Origin of the sequence: Microcoleus sp. Pol12B3 (genome assembly GCF_036701355.1) — a bacterium.
Lineage (GTDB): Bacteria > Cyanobacteriota > Cyanobacteriia > Cyanobacteriales > Microcoleaceae > Microcoleus.
Genome location: NZ_JAUBQS010000022.1, coordinates 31,312 through 51,698, shown reverse-complemented (window position 1 = coordinate 51,698; position 20,387 = coordinate 31,312). Strand labels below are relative to the sequence as shown.

21 protein-coding genes are annotated in these 20,387 nt (G+C 44.7%); 16 read left to right on the top strand and 5 right to left on the bottom strand.

Annotated elements, in window-relative coordinates:
• The first annotated feature begins 327 nt into the window (after positions 1-327).
• Together aqpZ and QUA53_RS13410 are read left to right on the top strand one after the other, a co-directional pair.
• Complete coding sequence (gene aqpZ / locus QUA53_RS13415) at positions 328-1,026, top strand: aquaporin Z (RefSeq protein WP_333097370.1); 699 nt, start codon at positions 328-330, stop codon at positions 1,024-1,026.
• Positions 1,027-1,154: 128 nt separating this feature from the next.
• Positions 1,155-1,643, top strand: coding sequence for a gluconokinase (locus tag QUA53_RS13410; RefSeq protein ID WP_333097371.1), 489 nt, complete (start codon positions 1,155-1,157; stop codon positions 1,641-1,643).
• A gap of 234 nt (positions 1,644-1,877) precedes the next feature.
• On the opposite strand, the gene QUA53_RS13405 is transcribed toward QUA53_RS13410, so the two are convergent.
• Positions 1,878-2,855 carry a carbohydrate kinase gene (locus QUA53_RS13405; protein ID WP_333097373.1) on the bottom strand — a complete coding sequence of 326 codons (978 nt, stop codon included), beginning with the start codon at positions 2,853-2,855 and terminating at the stop codon, positions 1,878-1,880.
• Positions 2,856-3,301: 446 nt separating this feature from the next.
• Here QUA53_RS13405 and QUA53_RS13400 point away from each other — a divergent pair, with 446 nt between their 5' ends.
• The 9 genes from QUA53_RS13400 (at position 3,302) to QUA53_RS13360 (ending at position 9,436) form a co-directional block, all read left to right on the top strand.
• Positions 3,302-3,577, top strand: a complete 276-nt coding sequence (locus QUA53_RS13400) for a photosynthetic electron transport-dependent transcriptional regulator PedR (protein ID WP_006633901.1) — start codon at positions 3,302-3,304, stop codon at positions 3,575-3,577.
• 34 nt (positions 3,578-3,611) lie between these two features.
• Positions 3,612-3,893, top strand: a complete 282-nt coding sequence (locus QUA53_RS13395) for a hypothetical protein (protein ID WP_333097439.1) — start codon at positions 3,612-3,614, stop codon at positions 3,891-3,893.
• Positions 3,894-4,026: 133 nt separating this feature from the next.
• Positions 4,027-5,301: a histidine--tRNA ligase gene (gene hisS / locus QUA53_RS13390; protein WP_333097374.1), complete on the top strand. Its 1,275-nt coding sequence runs from the start codon at positions 4,027-4,029 to the stop codon at positions 5,299-5,301.
• A 296-nt stretch (positions 5,302-5,597) separates the two neighbouring features.
• Positions 5,598-6,347, top strand: a complete 750-nt coding sequence (locus QUA53_RS13385) for a Uma2 family endonuclease (protein WP_333097375.1) — start codon at positions 5,598-5,600, stop codon at positions 6,345-6,347.
• Between the two features lie 96 nt (positions 6,348-6,443).
• The gene (locus tag QUA53_RS13380) at positions 6,444-7,586 is read left to right on the top strand and encodes a DNA cytosine methyltransferase (RefSeq protein WP_333097376.1); all 1,143 of its coding nucleotides are present in this window, start codon (positions 6,444-6,446) and stop codon (positions 7,584-7,586) included.
• A 53-nt stretch (positions 7,587-7,639) separates the two neighbouring features.
• Entirely contained in the window at positions 7,640-8,053 is a 414-nt protein-coding gene (locus QUA53_RS13375) for a hypothetical protein (RefSeq protein ID WP_333097378.1), read from the top strand.
• Between the two features lie 235 nt (positions 8,054-8,288).
• Complete coding sequence (locus QUA53_RS13370) at positions 8,289-8,756, top strand: hypothetical protein (RefSeq protein ID WP_333097380.1); 468 nt, start codon at positions 8,289-8,291, stop codon at positions 8,754-8,756.
• Positions 8,757-8,873: 117 nt separating this feature from the next.
• The gene (locus QUA53_RS13365; RefSeq protein WP_333097382.1) at positions 8,874-9,098 is read left to right on the top strand and encodes a DUF433 domain-containing protein; all 225 of its coding nucleotides are present in this window, start codon (positions 8,874-8,876) and stop codon (positions 9,096-9,098) included.
• Positions 9,095-9,436 carry a DUF5615 family PIN-like protein gene (locus QUA53_RS13360; protein WP_190734538.1) on the top strand — a complete coding sequence of 114 codons (342 nt, stop codon included), beginning with the start codon at positions 9,095-9,097 and terminating at the stop codon, positions 9,434-9,436. Before QUA53_RS13365 ends, QUA53_RS13360 begins: the two co-directional genes overlap by 4 nt.
• An 11-nt stretch (positions 9,437-9,447) precedes the next feature.
• Here QUA53_RS13360 and QUA53_RS13355 read toward each other — a convergent pair whose 3' ends face one another.
• Both QUA53_RS13355 and QUA53_RS13350 read right to left on the bottom strand, forming a co-directional pair.
• Complete coding sequence (locus QUA53_RS13355) at positions 9,448-10,662, bottom strand: class I SAM-dependent methyltransferase (protein ID WP_333097384.1); 1,215 nt, start codon at positions 10,660-10,662, stop codon at positions 9,448-9,450.
• Between the two features lie 227 nt (positions 10,663-10,889).
• Complete coding sequence (locus QUA53_RS13350; RefSeq protein WP_333097385.1) at positions 10,890-12,074, bottom strand: NAD(P)H-quinone oxidoreductase subunit H; 1,185 nt, start codon at positions 12,072-12,074, stop codon at positions 10,890-10,892.
• Between the two features lie 58 nt (positions 12,075-12,132).
• Here QUA53_RS13350 and rsmH point away from each other — a divergent pair, with 58 nt between their 5' ends.
• The 3 genes from rsmH (at position 12,133) to QUA53_RS13335 (ending at position 16,197) form a co-directional block, all read left to right on the top strand.
• On the top strand, positions 12,133-13,035 hold the full coding sequence (gene rsmH / locus QUA53_RS13345; RefSeq protein ID WP_333097386.1) for a 16S rRNA (cytosine(1402)-N(4))-methyltransferase RsmH: 903 nt from the start codon (positions 12,133-12,135) through the stop codon (positions 13,033-13,035).
• Between the two features lie 569 nt (positions 13,036-13,604).
• On the top strand, positions 13,605-15,278 hold the full coding sequence (locus QUA53_RS13340) for a SpoIIE family protein phosphatase (protein WP_333066376.1): 1,674 nt from the start codon (positions 13,605-13,607) through the stop codon (positions 15,276-15,278).
• Positions 15,279-15,774: 496 nt separating this feature from the next.
• Positions 15,775-16,197, top strand: a complete 423-nt coding sequence (locus QUA53_RS13335) for an ATP-binding protein (RefSeq protein ID WP_006633914.1) — start codon at positions 15,775-15,777, stop codon at positions 16,195-16,197.
• Between the two features lie 337 nt (positions 16,198-16,534).
• Here QUA53_RS13335 and QUA53_RS13330 read toward each other — a convergent pair whose 3' ends face one another.
• Positions 16,535-16,969 carry a nuclear transport factor 2 family protein gene (locus QUA53_RS13330; RefSeq protein WP_333097387.1) on the bottom strand — a complete coding sequence of 145 codons (435 nt, stop codon included), beginning with the start codon at positions 16,967-16,969 and terminating at the stop codon, positions 16,535-16,537.
• Positions 16,970-17,316: 347 nt separating this feature from the next.
• The gene (locus QUA53_RS13325) at positions 17,317-18,279 is read right to left on the bottom strand and encodes an orange carotenoid protein N-terminal domain-containing protein (protein ID WP_333097388.1); all 963 of its coding nucleotides are present in this window, start codon (positions 18,277-18,279) and stop codon (positions 17,317-17,319) included.
• Between the two features lie 278 nt (positions 18,280-18,557).
• Between QUA53_RS13325 and queG the strand changes: the two genes are divergently transcribed.
• Both queG and QUA53_RS13315 read left to right on the top strand, forming a co-directional pair.
• Positions 18,558-19,523, top strand: coding sequence for a tRNA epoxyqueuosine(34) reductase QueG (gene queG / locus QUA53_RS13320; protein ID WP_333097390.1), 966 nt, complete (start codon positions 18,558-18,560; stop codon positions 19,521-19,523).
• A gap of 178 nt (positions 19,524-19,701) precedes the next feature.
• Positions 19,702-20,340 (top strand): HAD-IA family hydrolase, encoded by a 639-nt coding sequence (locus tag QUA53_RS13315; protein ID WP_333097392.1) that lies wholly within the window; start codon positions 19,702-19,704, stop codon positions 20,338-20,340.
• The last annotated feature ends 47 nt before the right edge of the window (positions 20,341-20,387 follow it).

The window sequence follows — 20,387 nt, the reverse complement described above, 5'->3', positions numbered from 1 at the left end:
AATAAGTAAAATTACGATCGCATAATTAGGGAAGAAGTCAAGTTAATTATTGTGAATTGAATACAGATGATTGCATAATTTATACAAATAATTAGCTCAACGTTGACATTTTTTCCATAATCAAGTATGTTTGAGCTAATTTATCGACTCCCAATTCCGCAGTCTCAGTTTAAGCACATAAAATTTATGAAAGTTAGAGCTGCACATTGCTAATGCTATCCATTAGTATTGTTGTTCTGCGGAAAACCAATTAGAGTTATATTTTTTATAATTACAATTGGTCGGGGTGCGAAATTGACCGAACATAAACTTCCGATAATTGTGAGTATGAACAAAAAAATAAAGATTGGGGTTGCTGAAGCTTTTGGTACTTTTGTGTTGGTATTAGGTGGATGTGGCAGTGCGGTTTTAGCTGGAGACAAAATAGGCTTTTTGGGAGTTTCGATCGCCTTTGGTCTGTCTCTCTTAATCATGGTTTATACGATCGGCCCTATCTCTGGATGCCACATTAATCCGGCGGTAAGCATCGGTTTAGTAGTTGCCAAACTGATCGATGCTGTTTTGCTTCCTTATTATATAGGAGGTCAGATTGTAGGGGGAATTTTAGGCGGTCTTGTTTTGTACATGATAGCATCAGGAAAACCGGGTTTTGATGCGGCGGCTTCGGGATTTGCTTCTAACGGTTTTGCAGAACATTCTCCCACTGGTTACGGACTTTTGGCAGCAGCTTTGACGGAAATTGTACTGACTGCTTTTCTGTTATTTACAATCATGGGTACTACCCATCCCAATTATCCCGTCGGTTTGGGCGGAATTCCCATCGGCTTGATGCTGGTGTTGATTCACTTAATCGGAATTCCCGTAACCAATACTTCAGTTAACCCAGCTAGAAGTATCGGTGTCGCACTGTTTCAAGGCGGATGGGCAATCCAACAGTTGTGGGCGTTTATTGTATTCCCAGTGATTGGTGGAATTATCGGCGTTTTGGCTTATAATTTCATTAAACCCACTATGGAAGAAATTTGATCTAGAATCAAAAATAAACCGGGTTTATTGAATTTTTTAGGGTGGTAGAATTCATCCGGCAACTTAAGAAACCCGGTTTCTCGATCGCACAACTCGATAAAATTGCAAGTATTCGGTAAATAGGTGCCATGATTACGATCGTGATGGGAGTCTCCGGTTCAGGCAAAACTACAGTTGGCAAATTGCTGGCGCAATCTCTCAATTGTGATTTCAGTGATGCCGACGATTTTCACCCATCAGCTAATATCGAGAAAATGAGTTGCGGCATTCCTTTAGAAGATGCGGATCGCCTTCCTTGGCTATTAGAATTGCAAGCTGCAATAGACTGGTGGCTTTGGGAAGATAGAAATGTGGTTTTGGCTTGTTCTGCTTTAAAAGCATCTTACCGCGAAATGCTCTGCCGCGACCAACAGCGGATGAAAATAGTTTATCTGAAATGTTCTTTTGAGGTATTGGCAGCCCGGTTAACAAGTCGCGAAAATCACTACATGAAAACAGACTTGTTGTTAAGTCAGTTAGACACTCTCGAAGAACCAGAAGATGCAATTATCATAGATGCTTCGCAACCGCTAGAGGTAATCTTGCGCCAAATTAGAAGTCATCTCGTGTGCGGTTAATGCCCCACAATAAAACCTCTAATACCAAATCTAGCTTAACTTAAATACCGATTTATTTATCAGTTTCTCTCAGCTAGGACGAGAGTTTGTATAGTACCGATTTCAATCGCCTAGTCCGATCGAGGTTTTTTAAGGCGGATTTAGTTTAGTATAAGAGTTATTTTTTTCGGATTAACCGGGTTTCTGAAGCACATTTAGCGCCCTCTCCGTTTCCCGGCTGATAAGTTCGGGATGCTAATTTTTGTACAAATACAAGAAAGCTTCTACTTCAGCGGCGGTTGGTTGAGATCTAATTGCCCCGGGTTTCATCGCTGTCATCGCACCTACCGCGCTGGCATAAGTTACAATTTTCTGGGCTATTTTTGGGTCGGCTAAGTTCTTGATTCCATGCTTGCACAATTGTCGTACAAAACCAGCCAGAAATGCGTCGCCGGCACCTGTTGTATCCTCAACATCTACTGTAAAGGCGGGGATTTTTCCTTCATTTTCCGAGATACAATAGGCGCAACCTTTCTCGCCCGCAGTCACCAAAACGCCTTCTACAGAATCGAGGCGGTAGGTAATAGCTCCTGCGTCGGTAGTTGCAAACAACCATTCAGCTTCTTCCTCAGATAACTTGACAAAATCAACTTTTTTTAAGATTTTTCTAATCTGCGCTTTTGCTTCGTCTGGATTTGGCCAAAACACTGGACGCCAATTGATGTCAAGTATAATTTTAACGTCGTACTGTTCTGCTAGTTCGATCGCTCTGGCGATCGCCTCTCGACTTTCAGGATAAGCTAATTCTAAAGTGCCTAACACTAAAAATTCGGCATTTTCAAACAGCACCTCGGGTAGTTTTGCAGCGATGAGACGGGTGTCGGCAAAATCCGCTGTATTGAATTCGCCAAAACCGGCAAAATTTCGATCGCCCGCTTGATTCCGCAAGACATAAACTTGCCGCGTCGGCGCACTCGGATGCCGCTGCACTCCAGTGATATCAACCCCTACTTCTTGCAATACCTGCACTAGGGAATTCCCCAATTCATCCCCACCTACAGTACCGATAAATCCCGCCGCCGTCCCCAATTTAACCAAAGCACAGGCAACATTAGCTGGAGCACCGCCGGGATATGCCGTCCAAGATTCTACCTCTTCGAGAGATACTCCTGGTTTGTCTGCTAAACAATCAAATAAAAGTTCACCCAGACACAGAACGCGAGGATAAGTCATAGGAATTTGAGATTTGAGATTTGAGATTTGAGACCAGCAGTAGACAGGTCAATAATGATTTTTAACCCATCCCAGAAAAATTGCCAGCTATTTTTTAATGGCTGCTCCTATAATATCAGACCTACTGATACTGGCAGTTACTCCCTTAAGACTGAAGTATAGTGCCGGCGTATCAGTTAGTTGTTGGGTACGCAAACATTTGCAGGTTGTGTACGGATGTCAGATAGGCGCAGGTAAAGGCAGCATCCACCACCCGAGGCACAAGCAGTGCAAGTGGCTGCGCGTCTTGCTGTGTCGGGGCGGGGTTTGCACTCCCGGCGATTCCGCAAGCGAGTTGGTGCTTCGGGCCCGAAAGAGTAGCACAACTAATTTAATTTTCTCTTCATACTCGATCCCTCATCATTTAGAATTGTAGATAGGTAAATATGCAGACATAGGAAAAATTTATGAGTGGGATTGTCTCTGGGACCCCTGTCACCCTGTCGGACAGAGAATTGCAAGTGGTAGAGTTAGTAGCGGCCGGATTGACTAATGAGAAAATTGCCGAAAAGTTAGAGATTAGCAAGCGTACAGTTGACAACCACATTAGCAATATCTTGAACAAGACGCGCGCTGACAATCGAGTTACGCTTGTACGCTGGGCGTTGCAGTGGGGAAAGGTATGTTTGGACAATATTAACTGCTGCCCTTTACCGAGGCCGATCGATAAAGAAGTATCTTAAGTAGGGATTTTGGTTGGGGACAGGCAAAGAAATGATGCAAACGGCACAAGAAAAACAACTCCGCTATCAAATTCAATGCCCTAGATTGCCGCTGACGGTGTATCGCGAAGTGGCGATCCATTTGCGTCAAGTTGATGGGGTGGAAACCGGTTTAATTCCGCAGCAGTCGCAGCGGTTTGATTACTACGACAGCCAAGTTGGGGGTTTGTGGATACAGTATCCTGAAGGGTTCGATTTGGCAGGTCGCGAGCGGGTCGATCGCATTTTGGCTTATTATGGCGATCGCTACGGAGCGTGGGAATTATTAAGTCATTAGTTATTGGGAATTGTTAGGTGTTGAGTGTTAACTGTTAACAGTTGACTGTTGACTAACAACTAATAATAACCGTGAACTAATAACTACGGATTAATGACGACGGACTAATGACTACTGACTACTGACTAACAAAATGAGTGCAATTAAAACTTTACCGGGAACGCGGGATATTTTGCCCGCTGAAATTCAATATTGGCAAAATATAGAAGAAGTCGCTAGAACCATTTTAAAAAAAGCGGCTTATCGAGAAATTCGGACGCCAATTTTTGAACAGACATCTTTATTTGAACGCGGCATCGGCGAAGCTACCGATGTTGTGGGCAAAGAAATGTACACTTTTAAGGATAAGGGCGATCGATCGACAACTTTGCGTCCAGAAGGCACCGCCGGAGTAGTCCGAGCTTTTATTCAAAACAGTTTGTACGCGGCTGGTGACGTGCAGCGTCTGTGGTATGCGGGGCCGATGTTTCGCTACGAACGCGCGCAAGAAGGAAGACAGCGGCAGTTTAATCAAATTGGCGTGGAAGTCTTGGGGAGTGCGAATCCTCGTGCGGATGTGGAGGTAATTGCGATCGCCTGTGATATCCTGCAAACTATAGGTTTAAAAAATTTGCGCCTCGATATTAATTCTGTCGGAAATAAGCAAGACCGACAAAATTACCGACAAGCTTTGATCGATTATTTTACACCGCACAAAGACGAATTAGACGCGGATTCTCAAGATCGCTTGACTCGCAATCCGCTGCGGATTTTGGACAGCAAAAATCAGCGCACTCAAGAAATTGTAGCTGGTGCGCCGAGCATTTTAGAATATTTGGGAGAGGAATCGCGATCGCACTTCGAGCAAGTGCAGCTTATGCTCACAAGTTTAGGAATTAGCTATAAGTTAAATCCTAGGTTAGTGCGCGGTTTAGATTACTATACCTACACCGCCTTTGAAATTATATCCGACGATTTGGGAGCGCAAGCAACAGTTTGCGGAGGTGGCCGCTACGACGGTTTAGTAAAGGAATTGGGCGGCCCAGATACGGCAGCAGTCGGTTGGGCAATGGGTATCGAAAGGTTGATTATCCTGCTGCAAAAGTTGCAACCTTTGCCCGCGCCTAAGTTAGATTTCTATTTGGTATCCAGGGGCGAAAAAGCAGAACAGCAATCGGTATTGTTAGCTCAAAAATTGCGAAGTGCGGGGTTTAGCATAGAGATAGATTTGAGCGGTAGTGCTTTCGGGAAACAGTTTAAAAGAGCCGACAGAAGCGGTGCGGTTGCGTGTTTAGTTTTGGGAGATGCGGAAGCTGAAAACGAGACGGTACAGTTGAAGTGGTTGGCGAGTGGTGAACAAAGTGCGATCGGGCAATCCGAACTGCTAGCCATGACAAACGAGCTACAGCAGAAAATTAACAACCCTTAGAACTCTCGCTTTTAGCCCAGTCTAGATCCCCCTAAATCCCCCTTAAGAAGGGGGACTTTGACAGCACTCTTGTTCCCCCTGATTGACAAGGGCTTTGACGGCACTTCTTGTCCCCCCCTTATTAAGGGGGGCTCTAGACTTCGATACAAACAAAAGAAACGGTCGGTTTCCTCGTTACCAGGCTCTGCCCGGTAACGCATATCCAGAGGCTCTGCCTCGTCATTAAGCCATTAAAATTAATCCCAAAAACCAAGAGATATAATTTAAACATTAAAACATTTAACCTCTGATAAACTATGTCTGTAGCAACTAAAAATCCTGAAACACAACTCACAATCACCTGGCCGCTACTACCCGAAGATTTTCAACTACCAGACGACCCCGTGGAAGACGAAAGCCAACCATTATTAGCCGCCGCTTTGCGCCAGCCGCTAACACCATTTTCTGAATTAATGCAGGATGCCTTAATTGTTTCCAACTTTGCCTTGTGTGCCGGCATAAGTTTCCCAGGTTCAAGCAGCGACGAACAGCGTATTATCTGCAAAGCGCCAGATTGGATGTACGTGAAACCCGTCAATCCAAAAAATGTCTCTCAAGTACGCCGCAGTTACACGCCACACACAGAAGGAACCATCCCCCAAATCGTGATGGAATTTCTGTCAGAAACCTATGGAGAAGAATATTCCGTTGAATTTACCTCGCGGGTGGGAAAGTGGTATTTTTACGAGCAAGTAATCAAAGTCCCCCGATACGTCATATTCCGAGCGAAAACAGCTCATTTAGAAGTTTATGCTTTAGAATTAGAGCATTACAACTTGCAAAAAGCAGATGAAAACGGACGTTATTGGATACCGGGATTAGACTTATTTTTAGGTATTTGGGAAGGAACCCACGAAGGGAGAACAGGTTGTTGGTTGAGGTGGTGGAATGCAGAAGGCGAGTTGTTGCTGTGGTCGGAAGAACGAGTAGAACAAGAACGACTCCGCGCTGAAAAATTGGCTGAAAAATTGCGTCAAGCTGGAATCGAATTAGATGATGAAGAGTGAAATATCAATTGATTAGTCGAATACCATGATGTTTTGGTATAATTAGTATCTTGTGGTGCAGGCATCCAGCCCGCCCTTGTCCTAATGCGAACTAATATGTTAATCGAACGTCTCAAGCCGATCGCCTGGAAAACCAAACCGCAACTGATATCATTGTTTTCAGGTTGTGGCGGCATGGACTTGCCCTTCCACAAAGCCGGATTTGAAGTAGTTTGGGCGATCGACTCCAATAAATACGCCTGCCAAACTTTCAGCAGAAACATTGCTGATGTCATCGTCAACGACAGCATAGAAAATATAGACATTGCACAAGTTCCCGATGCAGAAATATGTATAGGAGGGTTTCCTTGTCAAGACTTTTCCATGATTTGGAAGCGCCCCGGACTTGAAGGAACCAGAGGCAATTTATATACATACTTTCTCGATTTTGTCAACAAAAAAAAGCCCAAAGTTTTTGTAGCAGAAAATGTCAAAGGCTTATTAAGTGCCAATAATTATCAAGCAATAAAACAAATAATCTCCGACTTTGAAAGTATCGCTCCGGGCTACTTAGTTAAACCTAAACTCTACAATTTTGCTGATTACGGAGTTCCCCAATTTCGCCAAAGAGTTTTATTAGTTGGAATTCGGATGGATACAGAATTTAATTTTGTGCATCCTCAGCCCAAATACGGTCAAAATCGTGAACATCCCTATCGCACAGCAGGTGAAGCACTCAAAAATGTGGAAAAAGTGCAATATAATCAGGAACATCAGAAAATTCAGCCTCGAACCATTGAAATTTTGAGTCTAATTAACCCCGGAGGGAATTTTACTGATATTCCCAAGGATAGTCCATACTATGTAAAAGGCATGATCAGTCACGTTTATCGGCGAATTCATCCAGATAAACCCTGTGCTACAATTATTGCTGGTGGTGGTGGCGGTACTTGGGGATATCATTATCCCGAACCCCGTTCATTGACAAATCGTGAAAGAGCTAGGTTGCAAACATTTCCCGATGATTTTGTTTTTGAAGGTTCTATTACTGAAGTAAGAAGACAAATTGGCAATGCAGTTCCGCCAGATGGAATAGTTGACGTTGTTGAATCTCTGATTCCGCTATTTAAAGGGAATTATCCGAAAGTGGATTTATACAATTTAAATCAAAAACTGCAAATGATGTCAATTAAGGAACGCTTACAACACGCAGAATTAGAGGCTGCACAACAGCCATTACAATTAACATTAACTTTTTAGTGAAGTGAGGTAACTTAATGTCCCTACCTGGCATAACTCCCGCAACGCCCTATGTGGATATATCTTTATCCAGGGTTGATGCTCAGCAAAAATCCAATCTCAATGCTTTTTTCGGAAAAGGAAGAGAAAGTAAATCTACCGGGAAGGTTATCCCTAGAGATTGGTATGAAGTTGAGATTATAGTAGATACAGAAACGACAAATAATCCTGTTTATCCCCAGGGGGATTTTACCGCCTATACTGATGATGGTTCAAATTTTCCCTGTCGCACTCAAGGCGATTATTACAAAAACTTTAGATCCAAGAAAGACTTAAAAATTCTAGGTCGCTGGATCAAAGGTAAGTTAGAACAAAGTGGTGCATTGCAGAAATTTGAGCCTGTCACGAGCCAGACATTGCAAAATTACGGCAGAGACTATATCCGTCTCTATAAATTGTCCGATTCTGACTACTACTTAGAATTTTAAGAGGGAGCGATAGCTCTCGCTCTAAAAAATCCAAATACATAACGAAGAAAAGTCAATGTTCGAGTTTGACATAGGCTACTACACCGATTTTAAATGGCCGATCAACTCAGATATTCCCGATTGATTACAGCAAACACTTCGCACGGTTTGGGACAGAAAATATGACGATTTATACGAACGAGGTGGAAAGTGCAATGTAGAAGAAGCTTTTGTAGAAGTAATGACAGCCTTTGGAATGCCTAATGATCCAATATCCCATCAGCGATACGTCTATATGGCTTATGGAATAGCATTAGCAGCTAAACCGACCATTAAACATTACTTTCCTGAAGAACACAAGGCTGATATCGTTGAAGGAATTGTATCTTGTTGGCTGAAAGATGGTTGTGAAATCCCGGAAACTTGGGCAGATACCTTGTTTCCCGATATCAATGAAATCGGCAGGTATCAAGCTGCTGATGAAGCTTACAATATCTTCTACGGCTTGCTGCAAACACTCAATACGAAAATAGCTTATAATGCCATCTTAGATATTCTGTATGATGGGATTACTGGGGATGCTATTTCTGGTTTTGCTGGGGCCAAACGAGATAGGTTTAATTGGTGGTTGATCGAGGTGATTCCTGCTGCCTATGGTTTAAAGTTGCCATCTACTTTATATTCAGGAAAATGGGAATTTCCGCCACTGAGTCAGTGCGCTTAAGTGATGATAAAAGTAATTGGTACAGCTTAATTAGTTAATAATCATGGGAATCCAGTTATTGACAATTACGCTCGCACTCATTCATACTATAACTAAGCGTTGTAGGAGCTAACTTTAATGTCAGATATATTCGCAAGAATCACGGTTAATCCTAGACAGTGTGGCGGTCGCCCTTGCATTCGCGGCATGAGAATTCGGGTATCAGACGTACTGGACTTATTTGTGGCTGGTTTGAGTGCGGAACAAATACTAGAAGAAATGCCCGATCTTGAAGCAGACGATCTGAGAGCTTCTCTTTTGTATGCTTCGCGCAAACTCAATCATCCGGTATTGGTTGCATGACAATAATTTGGGTAGATGCACATCTGTCACCGGCGATCGCAACCTGGATTACAAACACATTTGGTGTCACAGCAGTAGGCTTGCGTGAGATTGGCTTGAGAGATGCCGAAGATCCTGAAATTTTTGAGGCATCGAGAGCGCAGGGAGTGATCGTAATGACTAAAGATAGTGACTTTGTTGATTTGGTTGATCGCCTTGGTTCACCGCCACAGATTATTTGGTTGACGTGCGGCAATACATCAAACGCTCGGTTGCGAGAGATTTTGAGTGCAACATTACCTGAAGCTTTGGAGATATTGAAAGCAGGTGAACCACTGGTGGAGATTAGTGGAAATTAAACTTTTAATCACTAATCAGGCACCATCAAACCCTTCAAAATTCTCCCCTTTTCCTCCTCCCTCAACCCCTTCGACTGCACCAAAACCCCAAAACCCCCCAAACCCATCGGATCGATCAACTGATGCAAAGCCTCCCGTCGGCGCAAAAACGTTGCCACATCCAATACTTCCGCATCATTTGTAGACAGAGAAGCAATACGATCGCCCAAACCCAACGCCATCAAAAACAAAGCCTGTTGAGTAAACCCCACCGTATCCAAACCGCACAATTCACCCTGCCTTTCCAACGCCGTAAAATTAACATGAGCCGTTAAATCCTGCCGCCCCACATTAATATAAGGATTATTGTGATATCGGTGGCGATAATAACACTGTAGCGTCCCCTCCCTGCGCCTCGGATTGTAATAGCGGTGCGCCGGATAACCGTAATCAATAGTTAACAAATATCCCCGCTGCAACTTTTGAGCAACTGTACTCATCCAGTCCAAAGCCGCCAAATTCACCTCACTGCGATAACCATTCCCATAACCACTCGCCGACAAATCGATGCCCACCAAATCCAAATAGTCGGCAATTTTAGGGGTGGAAACTTCGCCAACTACCTCAACAAAATTTATCTCTTCTTGTTCATTTTTTGGATTTTCTGCGGCAACGTAAATCTCCCTAACTTGCCCTTCTTCCAGAATGAATTGATGCACGGGCAAAGCATCCACTAACTCATTAGAAAAGAAACAACCGACAATTGAGTTATTAACTATCTCTTCCCACTTACACCACTTAACACACTTAATATCGGCTAACATTTGCCGCTGTTCCGCTTGGAGTACAGGGGAAAGTTCAATAATAATGTATTCTAAAATATGAAAGAAATCGGGATATTGTATTTGCAGATATTGCAGCACATTTTTGGCAAAAGTTCCCCGCCCCGCGCCCATTTCTAGGATCACGAAGTTTTGAGGGCGATCGAGAATTTCCCACATTTCCACAAACTGCTGTGCCAAAACCTCCGCAAAATCAGCACCCCAATGAGACGACGTGATAAAATCGCCTTGTTTGCCGATCGACTGGCGATCGCTATTGTAATAACCGTGCTGGGGATGATATAATGCCAAATTCATATACTCAGCAAAAGTAATTCGCTGCTGCGGACTGGCGGCAATTACTTCGCGGATTAAAGCGCAGAGATCCGAGTTGCTGTCATTGATATCTGATTGCTGAACTTTCATAATTTCTCGAATCAAAGTTGATGTTATTTCATTGGTGAAGGAGAGATTTTTTTATTAACCGCAGAGGGCACAGAGGGCACAGAGGAAGAGAGTAGAGAGAAATAAGGTAGATTTTAGCGACGTTAATAGCAATATTAATCGATATCCGCGTTGATCTGCGGTTCAAAAAAATTAACCCGGTTCCATAAAAAAACCGGGTTAATTTCTTAGATCAAAACCGACAAAACCTACCTGTCAACTGAGCCCATAATAATGTCGATACTCCCCAAAATTGCCACCAAATCGGCAATTTTTACGCCGCGCACAATGTGAGGCAAAATCTGCAAATTATTAAAATCCCCAGTCCGAATCTTCCAGCGCCAAGGAAACACATTATCATCCCCGATAATATAAATCCCCAACTCACCCTTGCCGCTTTCAACGCGGACATAATGTTCGCCCTTGGGAATCTTAAAAGTCGGCGCTACTTTTTTGCCAATAAACTGATAGTCAAAACCATTCCATTCAGATTTGGGTCCGCTTTCGAGTCGCTTCGCTTCCAAATTCTCGTAAGACCCACCGGGGAGTCCTTTCAAGGCTTGATAAAGAATTTTAACCGACTCGCGCATCTCCCGAACCCGCACCAAATACCGGGCCAAACAATCGCCAGCAGCTTCGGTACAAACTTCCCAGTCGAAGTCGTCGTAACATTCGTAATGGTCAACTTTCCGCAAATCCCACTTAACGCCGGAAGCGCGCAACATGGGGCCGGAAAGTCCCCAGTTAATCGCTTCTTCGCGAGAAATAGTACCCAGGCCTTCAATCCGGCGGCGGAAGATTGGGTTGTTGGTAATTAAACGTTCGTACTCGTCAATTTTGGGAACGAAATAATCGCAGAAATCTTCGCATTTATCTACCCAACCGTAGGGCAAATCTGCGGCGACTCCGCCAATGCGGAAATAGTTATTATTCACCATGCGATAACCTGTAGCGGCTTCCCACAAGTCGAGAATTGGTTCGCGATCGCGCATAGTATAGAAAAAAGGAGTTTGTGCCCCCACGTCCGCCAAAAACGGCCCCAACCACAACAAATGGTTAGCAATCCGGTTCAACTCCAGCATGATTACCCGAATGTAACTAGCCCGTTTGGGGACAGCAATATTCGCCAACTTTTCCGGCGCATTTACTGTCACCGCTTCGTTAAACATCCCCTCGGCATAGTCCCAGCGGCTCACGTAGGGCACGTACATCACGTTGGTGCGATTTTCGGCGATTTTTTCCATCCCCCGGTGCAGATAGCCCAAAACTGGCTCGCAGTCCACCACATCTTCCCCGTCTAGGGTGACAATTAGCCGGAGTACGCCGTGCATGGAAGGGTGGTGCGGCCCCATGTTGAGCACCATCGGTTCGGTTCTAGTCTCAATTCTTGACATAATTAAATGAATTAATGATTACTGACTATTGTTGATTTTTGTTTCGCTGTTATAGATTATGAAGGATATCGAGCTCTGTGAGAAGCATACCCCTGGATCAGATGTCAGTATTGACACCTATCACGTTCCAGTTTTGGGTCAAGAATTAATTGCGGGTTTGGCTGTGCGTCCAGGGGGACACTATTTGGACGCGACGCTTGGGGGCGGCGGACACACGAGTTTGATTTTAGCGGCGGCGCCAGATGTTACAGTGGTGGCGATCGACCGCGATGAACAAGCCATCCGTTTTTGCCAAGCCAGATTTGCCAACTCGCCCGTTGAGTTTTGGCACGGCAACTTTGCTGAATATCAGTCCCCAGAGGCCGAATTTGATGGTATCATAGCAGACTTGGGCGTCAGCTCTGCTCAGTTCGATACACCGGAACGAGGATTTAGTTTTCGCCACCCAGCTCAACTAGATATGCGTATGAACCAGCAGCAATCTTTGACGGCAGAAGAGATTATCAACCACTGGGAAGAAGTTAAACTAGCAGATATTATTTACAAGTACGGCGAGGAACGACTGTCGCGGCGCATCGCGAGGCGGATTGTGCAAGGGCGTCCTTTTCAAACAACAACAGAACTTGCAGGGGCGATAGCCTCCAGCTTCCCCCCCAAGCAGCGCAACGGCAGAATCCATCCTGCCACCCGTACTTTCCAAGCTTTAAGGATAGCTGTCAACTCCGAACTCGCTTCTTTAGAAACTTTCCTCAACCAAGCGCCAAGGTGGTTAAAACCAGGTGGGAGAATCGGAATCATTACATTTCACAGTCTGGAAGACCGACCAGTCAAGCACCAACTCAGAGGAACACCCAGTTTGCAGGTACTTACAAAAAAGCCGATCGGGCCACAATCCGAAGAAGTCGCTAGAAATCCCCGCTCTCGTTCTGCTAAGCTCAGACTGGCAGAAAGAATAACTTGATTCAGCAGTAGTAATATGATTGCTGCAAAAAGTTCAGAGATTAGGGAGAATTGCATGCAGCAATCAAGTGCGATTGGGCACAGGTGTAGGTAGGGAATAGCGCCAACAACCCACCACTAACCCTCCGGGTACAGTGGGGCTTGAAATACAGCCAGTGTTGACCAGACTTAGGTAGCAATACCTTCCTTAGTAGTAAGTGTTAAAATTCACACCGAGGACAGTGCCCAGCTAGTTAAGAACTCTGCAATCAGAGCATTAATTAGCCGTTTTGAATGCTGGTGTGTTTATAAAAGTACCGACTGCTAACAAGGTCATTGCTCGTATCACAGCGTGAAAGCTCACTCGGAAATTTTCCCTATTGAAGCGGCCTACCGAGGCGGGTTACAGTATCGAAAGCCTCTCATCTGTTGTGCGAACAGATGGTGCGAAAGGAATGCTCACCTTAAGGTAAAACGGGTTTCTTTAACTCAACTTGACGTAACTGATATGTTGCATATATCCAGCCCCCCTTTTCCTCCCGCCACCTTGCTGAATACAGCTATGGTGGGGGTTTTCAAGGGGGAAGAAAGATGAGTAGGGGAGATGGAAGCAAGCTGAAACTGATGGTAGTCGATGACGAACCCGATAACTTGGATTTATTGTACCGGACGTTTCGACGCGACTTTCAGGTTTACAAAGCAGATAGCGCCCTCAGCGCCTTGGAAGTTCTAGACGAACAGGGCGAGATGGCGGTGATTATATCTGACCAGCGGATGCCAGAAATGAATGGCACCGAGTTTTTGGGGAAAACAGTCGAGCGATTTCCCGATACGATTCGGATTCTGCTAACGGGATACACCGATGTTGAAGATTTGGTTGAGGCCATCAACTCAGGTCAAGTTTTCAAATACATCACCAAACCGTGGAATCCTGAAGAACTCAAATTGGTGATCAATCAAGCCTCAGAAACTTACAAATACTACAAGCAGCGCAGCGTTGCATTGCGCCGCGCTTTACGCAAGGAATCTCTGTTCAATGAGGTAATGAGCGTGATTCGCGGGTCGCTAGATTACTCTAGTATGGTACAAACTATTGTTCAAACCGTAGGTCAAACTTTTGAGGCCAACTATTGTATGCTGCGGCCGGTAGAGAGCGATCGACTATTGCCGAGTACCTTCCCCTACCAAGCCCAAACCGACGATGCCAGTAGTTTTTCTTTTGATGAAAATTTGTTGGTTCAAGCAGTAGCCAGCCGCCAAACTCAAGTGAACCCAAACAGCGGGGGGGACGGTAAATCGGTTGAGATTGCCGTGCCCCTGACTTACCAGCAAGAATTACTGGCGGTACTGGCTTTGTGCCAGATTGGCGGCACTAACCCTTGGTCGGCAGAAGATATAGAGTTAATAGAAGGTGTAGCAGCTCAAGCGGCTCTCGCCCTGTCTCAAGCTAAGCTCTACCAGCGCACTCTGGATTTAGCCAAGCAGATGCAAAACGAGTTGGAAGTGGCTCGCCAAATCCAAACAAACTTGTTGCGCCAAAGTTGGCCGGATTTTGAAACTGTTAGGGTGCAAGCTTGCTGTTATCCAGCGCGGGAAGTTGGCGGCGACTTTTTTGAAGTCTACGTCCACTCCCAAGGGGATATTTGGATAGCGGTGGGAGATGTTTCGGGTAAGGGAGTTCCGGCTGCTCTATTTATGGCCAGCGCGATTTCGGTGATGCGGCGGGAACTTTCCCAAGAAGTTTCTCCAGAGCCAGATCAAGTTATGCAGAACATGAATAGCAGTATGTCTGACGACCTGATCGGCAACAACCATTTTATTACAATGGTTGTTGCTCGTTACACTCCGTCAACCGGACACCTCGCCTTTGCTAATGCCGGTCACATTTACCCGATTGTTTGGTCTCACTCAGAGGTGAAAGCTCAAGCCGCTAGCGGTAAAACGCCAGCCGAGCCTAATTTCCTGAAAGCTCGCGGCATTCCCTTGGGGATACTACCAGTTTGGAGAGGCAAAGCAGGTGCGATCGAATTAAAGTCGGGAGATGTATTTCTGCTGACGAGTGACGGGATTACTGAAGCTAGCGTCACCACTGAAGGGGTCTCCGGGGGTGTACCAACCCGTTCTATGCTACAACAAGAAGGGCTTTGGCAACTGTTGATTCAGGAGCCTGGTTCCTTCAACTTGGACAATTTGTTGGCTCACATCCGAGCCGACAATCCCGTTCAGGAAGACGACCAAACCATACTCTCTTTGGAGGTTCTTTGAATCTGTCAGCGACTCCCGACCCATAGTCGGGGGTGAGAGCCGAAAAAACTTAAGCGCTGCTGGTTGACGGCTCACAGAGTAGTCCTGCAAAGGACGGCATTATCGTCAACAGTAAAAAACCTAGCCGGCGATGGCGCAGCTAGTTTCGTGAATCGCTTTTCTGGGGGATTCAACACCTGTAAAAGGTTAAGGTAGAAGGCATTGGTCAGAAAAAACCCAAGCTTAAAAGCCAGAGATTGAAACAAAGATTTTTTATACCTCGCTGCTTGCAGTCTCGGTATAATTATCAATTGTTAATGGGCTTTAGACCCATAACTAAAGTTTTCAACTATACTCTTAACTTCTGCCTTCTACCGAATGACCAATGCCTGATTTTTAAACAGAAAAGGCTAGTGTCCCCCGAGTAGCGACAAGTATTGATGCCGAATCCATTCGGCGCGTCGTGTTTCATACCTGGTGTGAAGACACAGGGTTTTCAAACTTACGGGATTTTTTTATGAATACTGAGCTTCATGTGCCAAGCGACTTGCGGTTTTTAACAATTGTTGAAAATTGGTTGCTGAGCAGTTTGGAAGTAGAGCTAGGAGAGCACGTCGATTGGCCACGTCAGTCGAATCGTTTGCGCTTGGTGTTAGCAGAAGCCTATTCTAACGTGATCCGCCATGCTCACAAAGATCAACCCAATTTACCAGTTTTAATTCGCTTGAATTTAAAAAATAGGGATATTGGTTTAGAAATTTGGGATTACGGTAAAGGTTACGAAATGGATACTTACAATCCTCCGAGGCCGGAAGCTAAACAGGAAAGCGGCTACGGCTGGCTGATTATGAGTAGACTTATGGATCGGGTGGACTACACTTTGCAAATAGACGGTCGCAACTGTCTAAAGTTGGAAGCGAGTTTGCCGGAAAAATCTTAATTAGTCATTAGTCATTAGTCATTAATGATTGGCAATGCACTTTTTGACTCGCTTTGGCTGTCTGTCGCACGCTGCGGTGACAGCCAGTTTTTCGTGGAGTAGCGTCCCTCTCTAAGAAACTGTAAGATTGTAGGGGTACAGTCCAGATCGCACAAATAGCCAAGAAACCGATTTTTTATACCGTGAGGGACACTTTACCAAAGATTTGGATAAAAACCCGGTGTCTGCCTCATTCTTGCCAGAAAAAGCCGATTAACCTGTCGATCGCACGACTTTAACTATTACGTGCGATCGACAGGTCAAACCCCAATAGGCAATTTAAATCTGAAACACCTTATTAAGCATCAAATTTCTTATGTGACCGCAGGTTTAGCAATTCTTGGGGAGAAGCTAACAGTTTGACCGTCACAGAAAGGATTTTTTGGTCAGAATTGAGCAAGAACAGCCATCCTACATTAACGCCAAATGCGGAAGTTTGCACCCGACCGCTGACCTGAACTTCTACTTTGCCATCTTCTAAAATTTGGCTGACACCTTTCTGGGGTTCTAGCTGCATTCCTCGTGCTTCTTTTTTTAGATAAGTGGCGATCGCAATCCTGCCGATAATTGGATCTTCAAACGGCGCGTGCAGAACCCCATCATCGGCAAATAAATTAGCCGTCGCTTCAAAATCCCCCGCGTTTAAAGTTTCAAAATATTGCAGTATCTCTGGCATTGTGATGCCTGCAATCTTTATAGAGTTAGTTAAAATAGGTCGAGTTGTGGCGGTCATAAAACAAGTGATTTCAAATGAATGAGTATACTGTAATCATTCTCTTTGCCGCAGCAAATCCCTCAAAAGATATAAGTAGGGGTAGGAAAATAATTCTCCGAAAAAAGGAGGAATCGGGAACCGCAGAGCGTCGAGCGCAGCTTTCAGAGCGATCGACCAAAATCAATCCTACTTTCAAAAAATACAAGTGTAGCCAAGCTGTAAACCCTGATACCATCAGTCATTTTCCATCCTTCAATTCTTGAATCTAAAATTTAAAATCTCAAATCTAAAATGATATAAACCCAGACACCTAATGGCATCTGGGTTTCTGGGGAAGCCTGTTTAAAAGAGCAAACAAGAATATTCTATTTGCGGATCAAATTGAGCAATTCTTTAGGAGAGGCCAACAAGTCGATCGCCACAAAGAAAATTTGACCTTGGGGATCGAGCAAAAACCGCCATGCAATGTTCATTCCCACATTCGATCCGAACCAGGGAGTTTCGACTTTACCGGTGACTTTCACTTGGCGGTAGCCATCTTCTGCGGGTTCCGATACGCCTCGCTCGGGCATCATTTTCAGTCCGACGCACTCTTCCCGCATATAGTTGAGGATAGCTTCGCGACCAACGATCGGCTTTTGGAAAGGCGGTTGCAGGGCACCTTCTTCAGCAAATAAACCGACGGCTGGGGTGAAGTCGAAAGCGTTCATGTAGTCGATGTAGCTGAGCACAGTCTGCTCGCTAATACCCTCAATTGTGGTTTTTACCCGCTCTTCTGGAGCGGTGGGAGTGCTGCGCGGGGCAGAGCGTTTGCCGTACTCTTGGTTAAAAGCAGGGTCATAGCCCATGTTAACTACGGTATTCCGAAGTACGGTAATTTGCTGGCCTGGATCGAGTTTCTTGATGGTTTCGAGAACTGCGGTGGCTTCGGGAGACATTTGATAGCCAGCGGGGATCGGAGCGACAAGGCCCTGTTTCATCAACTGTCCCAACTCGTACCAGAAACCGAGTTTGGTGTTGACGCGCAAGGAAGTGTAAATCCGACCTATCGTTGTATCGGCGTTGCTGGCTAGGTCAAACATGGTTTTGCTTTGAGCAGCAGGCGACATTTGCTTGATTTCGCTCAGAATGCCTTCGACAAGCGCCATGCTGGCTACTCCCGGTGCTGCTGCGGTAATGGAAACGCCCATTTCGGTGTAGGCATACCAGAGCAGTGCGAGTTGGTCTTCAACGCTGAGTTTGTAGAACGCTTCCGTGGTAGCCGGCACAACGCTCGCAATCTCGGTGTTCGAGAAAATAGATTGAGCTGATTGAATACTAACTGCCATGTGTATGCTTTGGGATTTGTGGTTTTAGTGAGGTACTTGAGTTAGGGAATCTCAAGCTCTCTTGATTAAAATTATGTAACTTTTTGTTAAAAATTGCAAATATAAATTAAATATAGCTGAGTTACAAAACTATAATCAATTGTTTGGTAAATTGCGATCGCCATCACTAGACTGTGCGCCGAATTAGTTTATTTAGGAAACCAATCATTAAAATCGCTTTTGTTATCATATAAAATCCAAATAGTCAATACAAAAGGTAAATATTTGCCTGGTATCAAATGAAAGCGCCAATTAGCAGCATTTTGGTGAAGCAAAAAGCCCTTGAGTTGGGCTTTCACAAAGTCGGTATCGCTTCAAAAGACACGGATTTCGATCTAGAAAAACACAGATTGCAAGCTTGGCTGGACAAGGGTTATCAGGCGGATATGGCATGGATGGCAAACCCGAAACGGCAGGATATTCGATTAATAATGCCAGAGGTGCAGTCATTAATATGTGTCGCCATCAACTACTACACACCTCACCAACGCCCCTCAAATCCCTCTTGTGAGGGGGGGGTCGAGGCAGGGGTCGAATATGCTAAAATCTCTCGCTACGGTTGGGGAAGGGATTACCACAGAATTTTGCACAAAAAACTGAAGGTTTTGGCAAATTGGATGCGATCGCAAGGGGAGGGAATTGAAGCGCGGTATTATGCTGATACCGGGCCGGTTCAGGATAAAATGTGGGCGCAACGTGCCGGGATTGGCTGGATTGCCAAAAATGGTAATGTAATTTCGCGCGAATACGGTTCTTGGGTGTTTTTGGGAGAAATCTTGACTAATTTGGAGTTAGCGCCCGATGCACCCCATACGGAACATTGCGGTACTTGCACTCGCTGCATTGAGGCGTGTCCGACGGGGGCAATTACTGAGCCTTTTGTGGTGAATGCCGATCGATGTATAGCCTATCACACGATCGAGAATCGAGCCGAAAAATTGCCCGACGAAATTGCATCTAATTTACAAGGTTGGGTAGCAGGCTGCGACATTTGTCAGGATGTTTGTCCTTGGAATCAGCGATTTGCGAAACCAACTGATGTGCCAGAGTTTGAGCCTTATCCTGAAAACATAGCACCGACACTTGCAGAATTAGCCGACATTTCCGACGAGGAATGGAATCGCAGATTTACAGCTTCGGCGCTGCGACGCATTAAACCCGAAATGCTGCGGCGAAATGCGAAAGCCAATCAAATTAACGATTAAAAGTTGAGATGTTCGCGCTCAGGGTGTTTAGGGGCATCTTACCCTATAGATAATAATTCTAGGGTATGTACGGCTCGCCAAGAGTCAATACATTATGCAGTAAGTCATTCCCAATCTAAAATCTAAAATCTAAAATCTAAAATTGTATGCTTCCCCGTTCCTTATTTGCTATTGTCCAATGACCAAAGTAATTATTTTTGATTTTGACGGTACTTTAGCAGATACAATCGATATTCTTCTAAGCATCACCAACCGTTTGTCAGTAGAACTAGGCTTTAAATCTGCGACCAAAGAGCAAATCGCTCAACTGAGCAATTTAACTTCTTGGCAAGTCCTTCAGTATTCGGGCATTTCTATCTTCAAATTCCCGCTGTTGATTAGAATGTTAAAAGCGGAGTTACGCAGCGAAATTCCCAACATTCAGTTATTTCCGGGGATTAAAGAAGTTTTACTGGAGTTAAAAAAACTGGGATTTCAACTGGGCATTATCACATCTAATTCCCGAGAAAACGTCTTGGCATCGCTGGAAAAAAATGGTTTGCAAGACACTTTCACATTTATTTACTCTGGTTCAACTTTTGGCAAACATAAAGTTATTAATAGCTGGCTAAAAAGAGAACATATAAATCCTAAACAAGTCGTTTATGTGGGAGATGAGATTAGAGATATAGACGCTGCTAGAAAAACAGGAATTAAGGTAATGGCTGTAGCTTGGGGTTTTAATTCTCAGGAGGCTTTGGCTGCACACAATCCCGATTTTTTGATTAAACGCCCCCAGGAATTGATAGAGATTATGAATAAGTTGTGGGAACTTTAAACTGAAATTGCCAAAAGTAAGACTCGTCGGTTGAAATCTATTCTAAA

Coding starts and splice junctions, on each gene's coding strand:
- QUA53_RS13340 (WP_333066376.1), top strand. CDS start 13,605: ATGAGTAGGGGAGATGGAAGCAAGCTGAAACTGATGGTAGTCGATGAC.
- QUA53_RS13355 (WP_333097384.1), bottom strand. CDS start 10,662: ATGAAAGTTCAGCAATCAGATATCAATGACAGCAACTCGGATCTCTGC.
- QUA53_RS13350 (WP_333097385.1), bottom strand. CDS start 12,074: ATGTCAAGAATTGAGACTAGAACCGAACCGATGGTGCTCAACATGGGG.
- QUA53_RS13400 (WP_006633901.1), top strand. CDS start 3,302: ATGAGTGGGATTGTCTCTGGGACCCCTGTCACCCTGTCGGACAGAGAA.
- QUA53_RS13380 (WP_333097376.1), top strand. CDS start 6,444: ATGTTAATCGAACGTCTCAAGCCGATCGCCTGGAAAACCAAACCGCAA.
- queG (WP_333097390.1), top strand. CDS start 18,558: ATGAAAGCGCCAATTAGCAGCATTTTGGTGAAGCAAAAAGCCCTTGAG.
- QUA53_RS13330 (WP_333097387.1), bottom strand. CDS start 16,969: ATGACCGCCACAACTCGACCTATTTTAACTAACTCTATAAAGATTGCA.
- hisS (WP_333097374.1), top strand. CDS start 4,027: ATGAGTGCAATTAAAACTTTACCGGGAACGCGGGATATTTTGCCCGCT.
- rsmH (WP_333097386.1), top strand. CDS start 12,133: ATGAAGGATATCGAGCTCTGTGAGAAGCATACCCCTGGATCAGATGTC.
- QUA53_RS13325 (WP_333097388.1), bottom strand. CDS start 18,279: ATGGCAGTTAGTATTCAATCAGCTCAATCTATTTTCTCGAACACCGAG.
- QUA53_RS13315 (WP_333097392.1), top strand. CDS start 19,702: ATGACCAAAGTAATTATTTTTGATTTTGACGGTACTTTAGCAGATACA.
- QUA53_RS13365 (WP_333097382.1), top strand. CDS start 8,874: ATGTCAGATATATTCGCAAGAATCACGGTTAATCCTAGACAGTGTGGC.
- QUA53_RS13385 (WP_333097375.1), top strand. CDS start 5,598: ATGTCTGTAGCAACTAAAAATCCTGAAACACAACTCACAATCACCTGG.
- QUA53_RS13395 (WP_333097439.1), top strand. CDS start 3,612: ATGCAAACGGCACAAGAAAAACAACTCCGCTATCAAATTCAATGCCCT.
- QUA53_RS13335 (WP_006633914.1), top strand. CDS start 15,775: ATGAATACTGAGCTTCATGTGCCAAGCGACTTGCGGTTTTTAACAATT.
- aqpZ (WP_333097370.1), top strand. CDS start 328: ATGAACAAAAAAATAAAGATTGGGGTTGCTGAAGCTTTTGGTACTTTT.
- QUA53_RS13410 (WP_333097371.1), top strand. CDS start 1,155: ATGATTACGATCGTGATGGGAGTCTCCGGTTCAGGCAAAACTACAGTT.
- QUA53_RS13405 (WP_333097373.1), bottom strand. CDS start 2,855: ATGACTTATCCTCGCGTTCTGTGTCTGGGTGAACTTTTATTTGATTGT.
- QUA53_RS13360 (WP_190734538.1), top strand. CDS start 9,095: ATGACAATAATTTGGGTAGATGCACATCTGTCACCGGCGATCGCAACC.
- QUA53_RS13370 (WP_333097380.1), top strand. CDS start 8,289: ATGCCTAATGATCCAATATCCCATCAGCGATACGTCTATATGGCTTAT.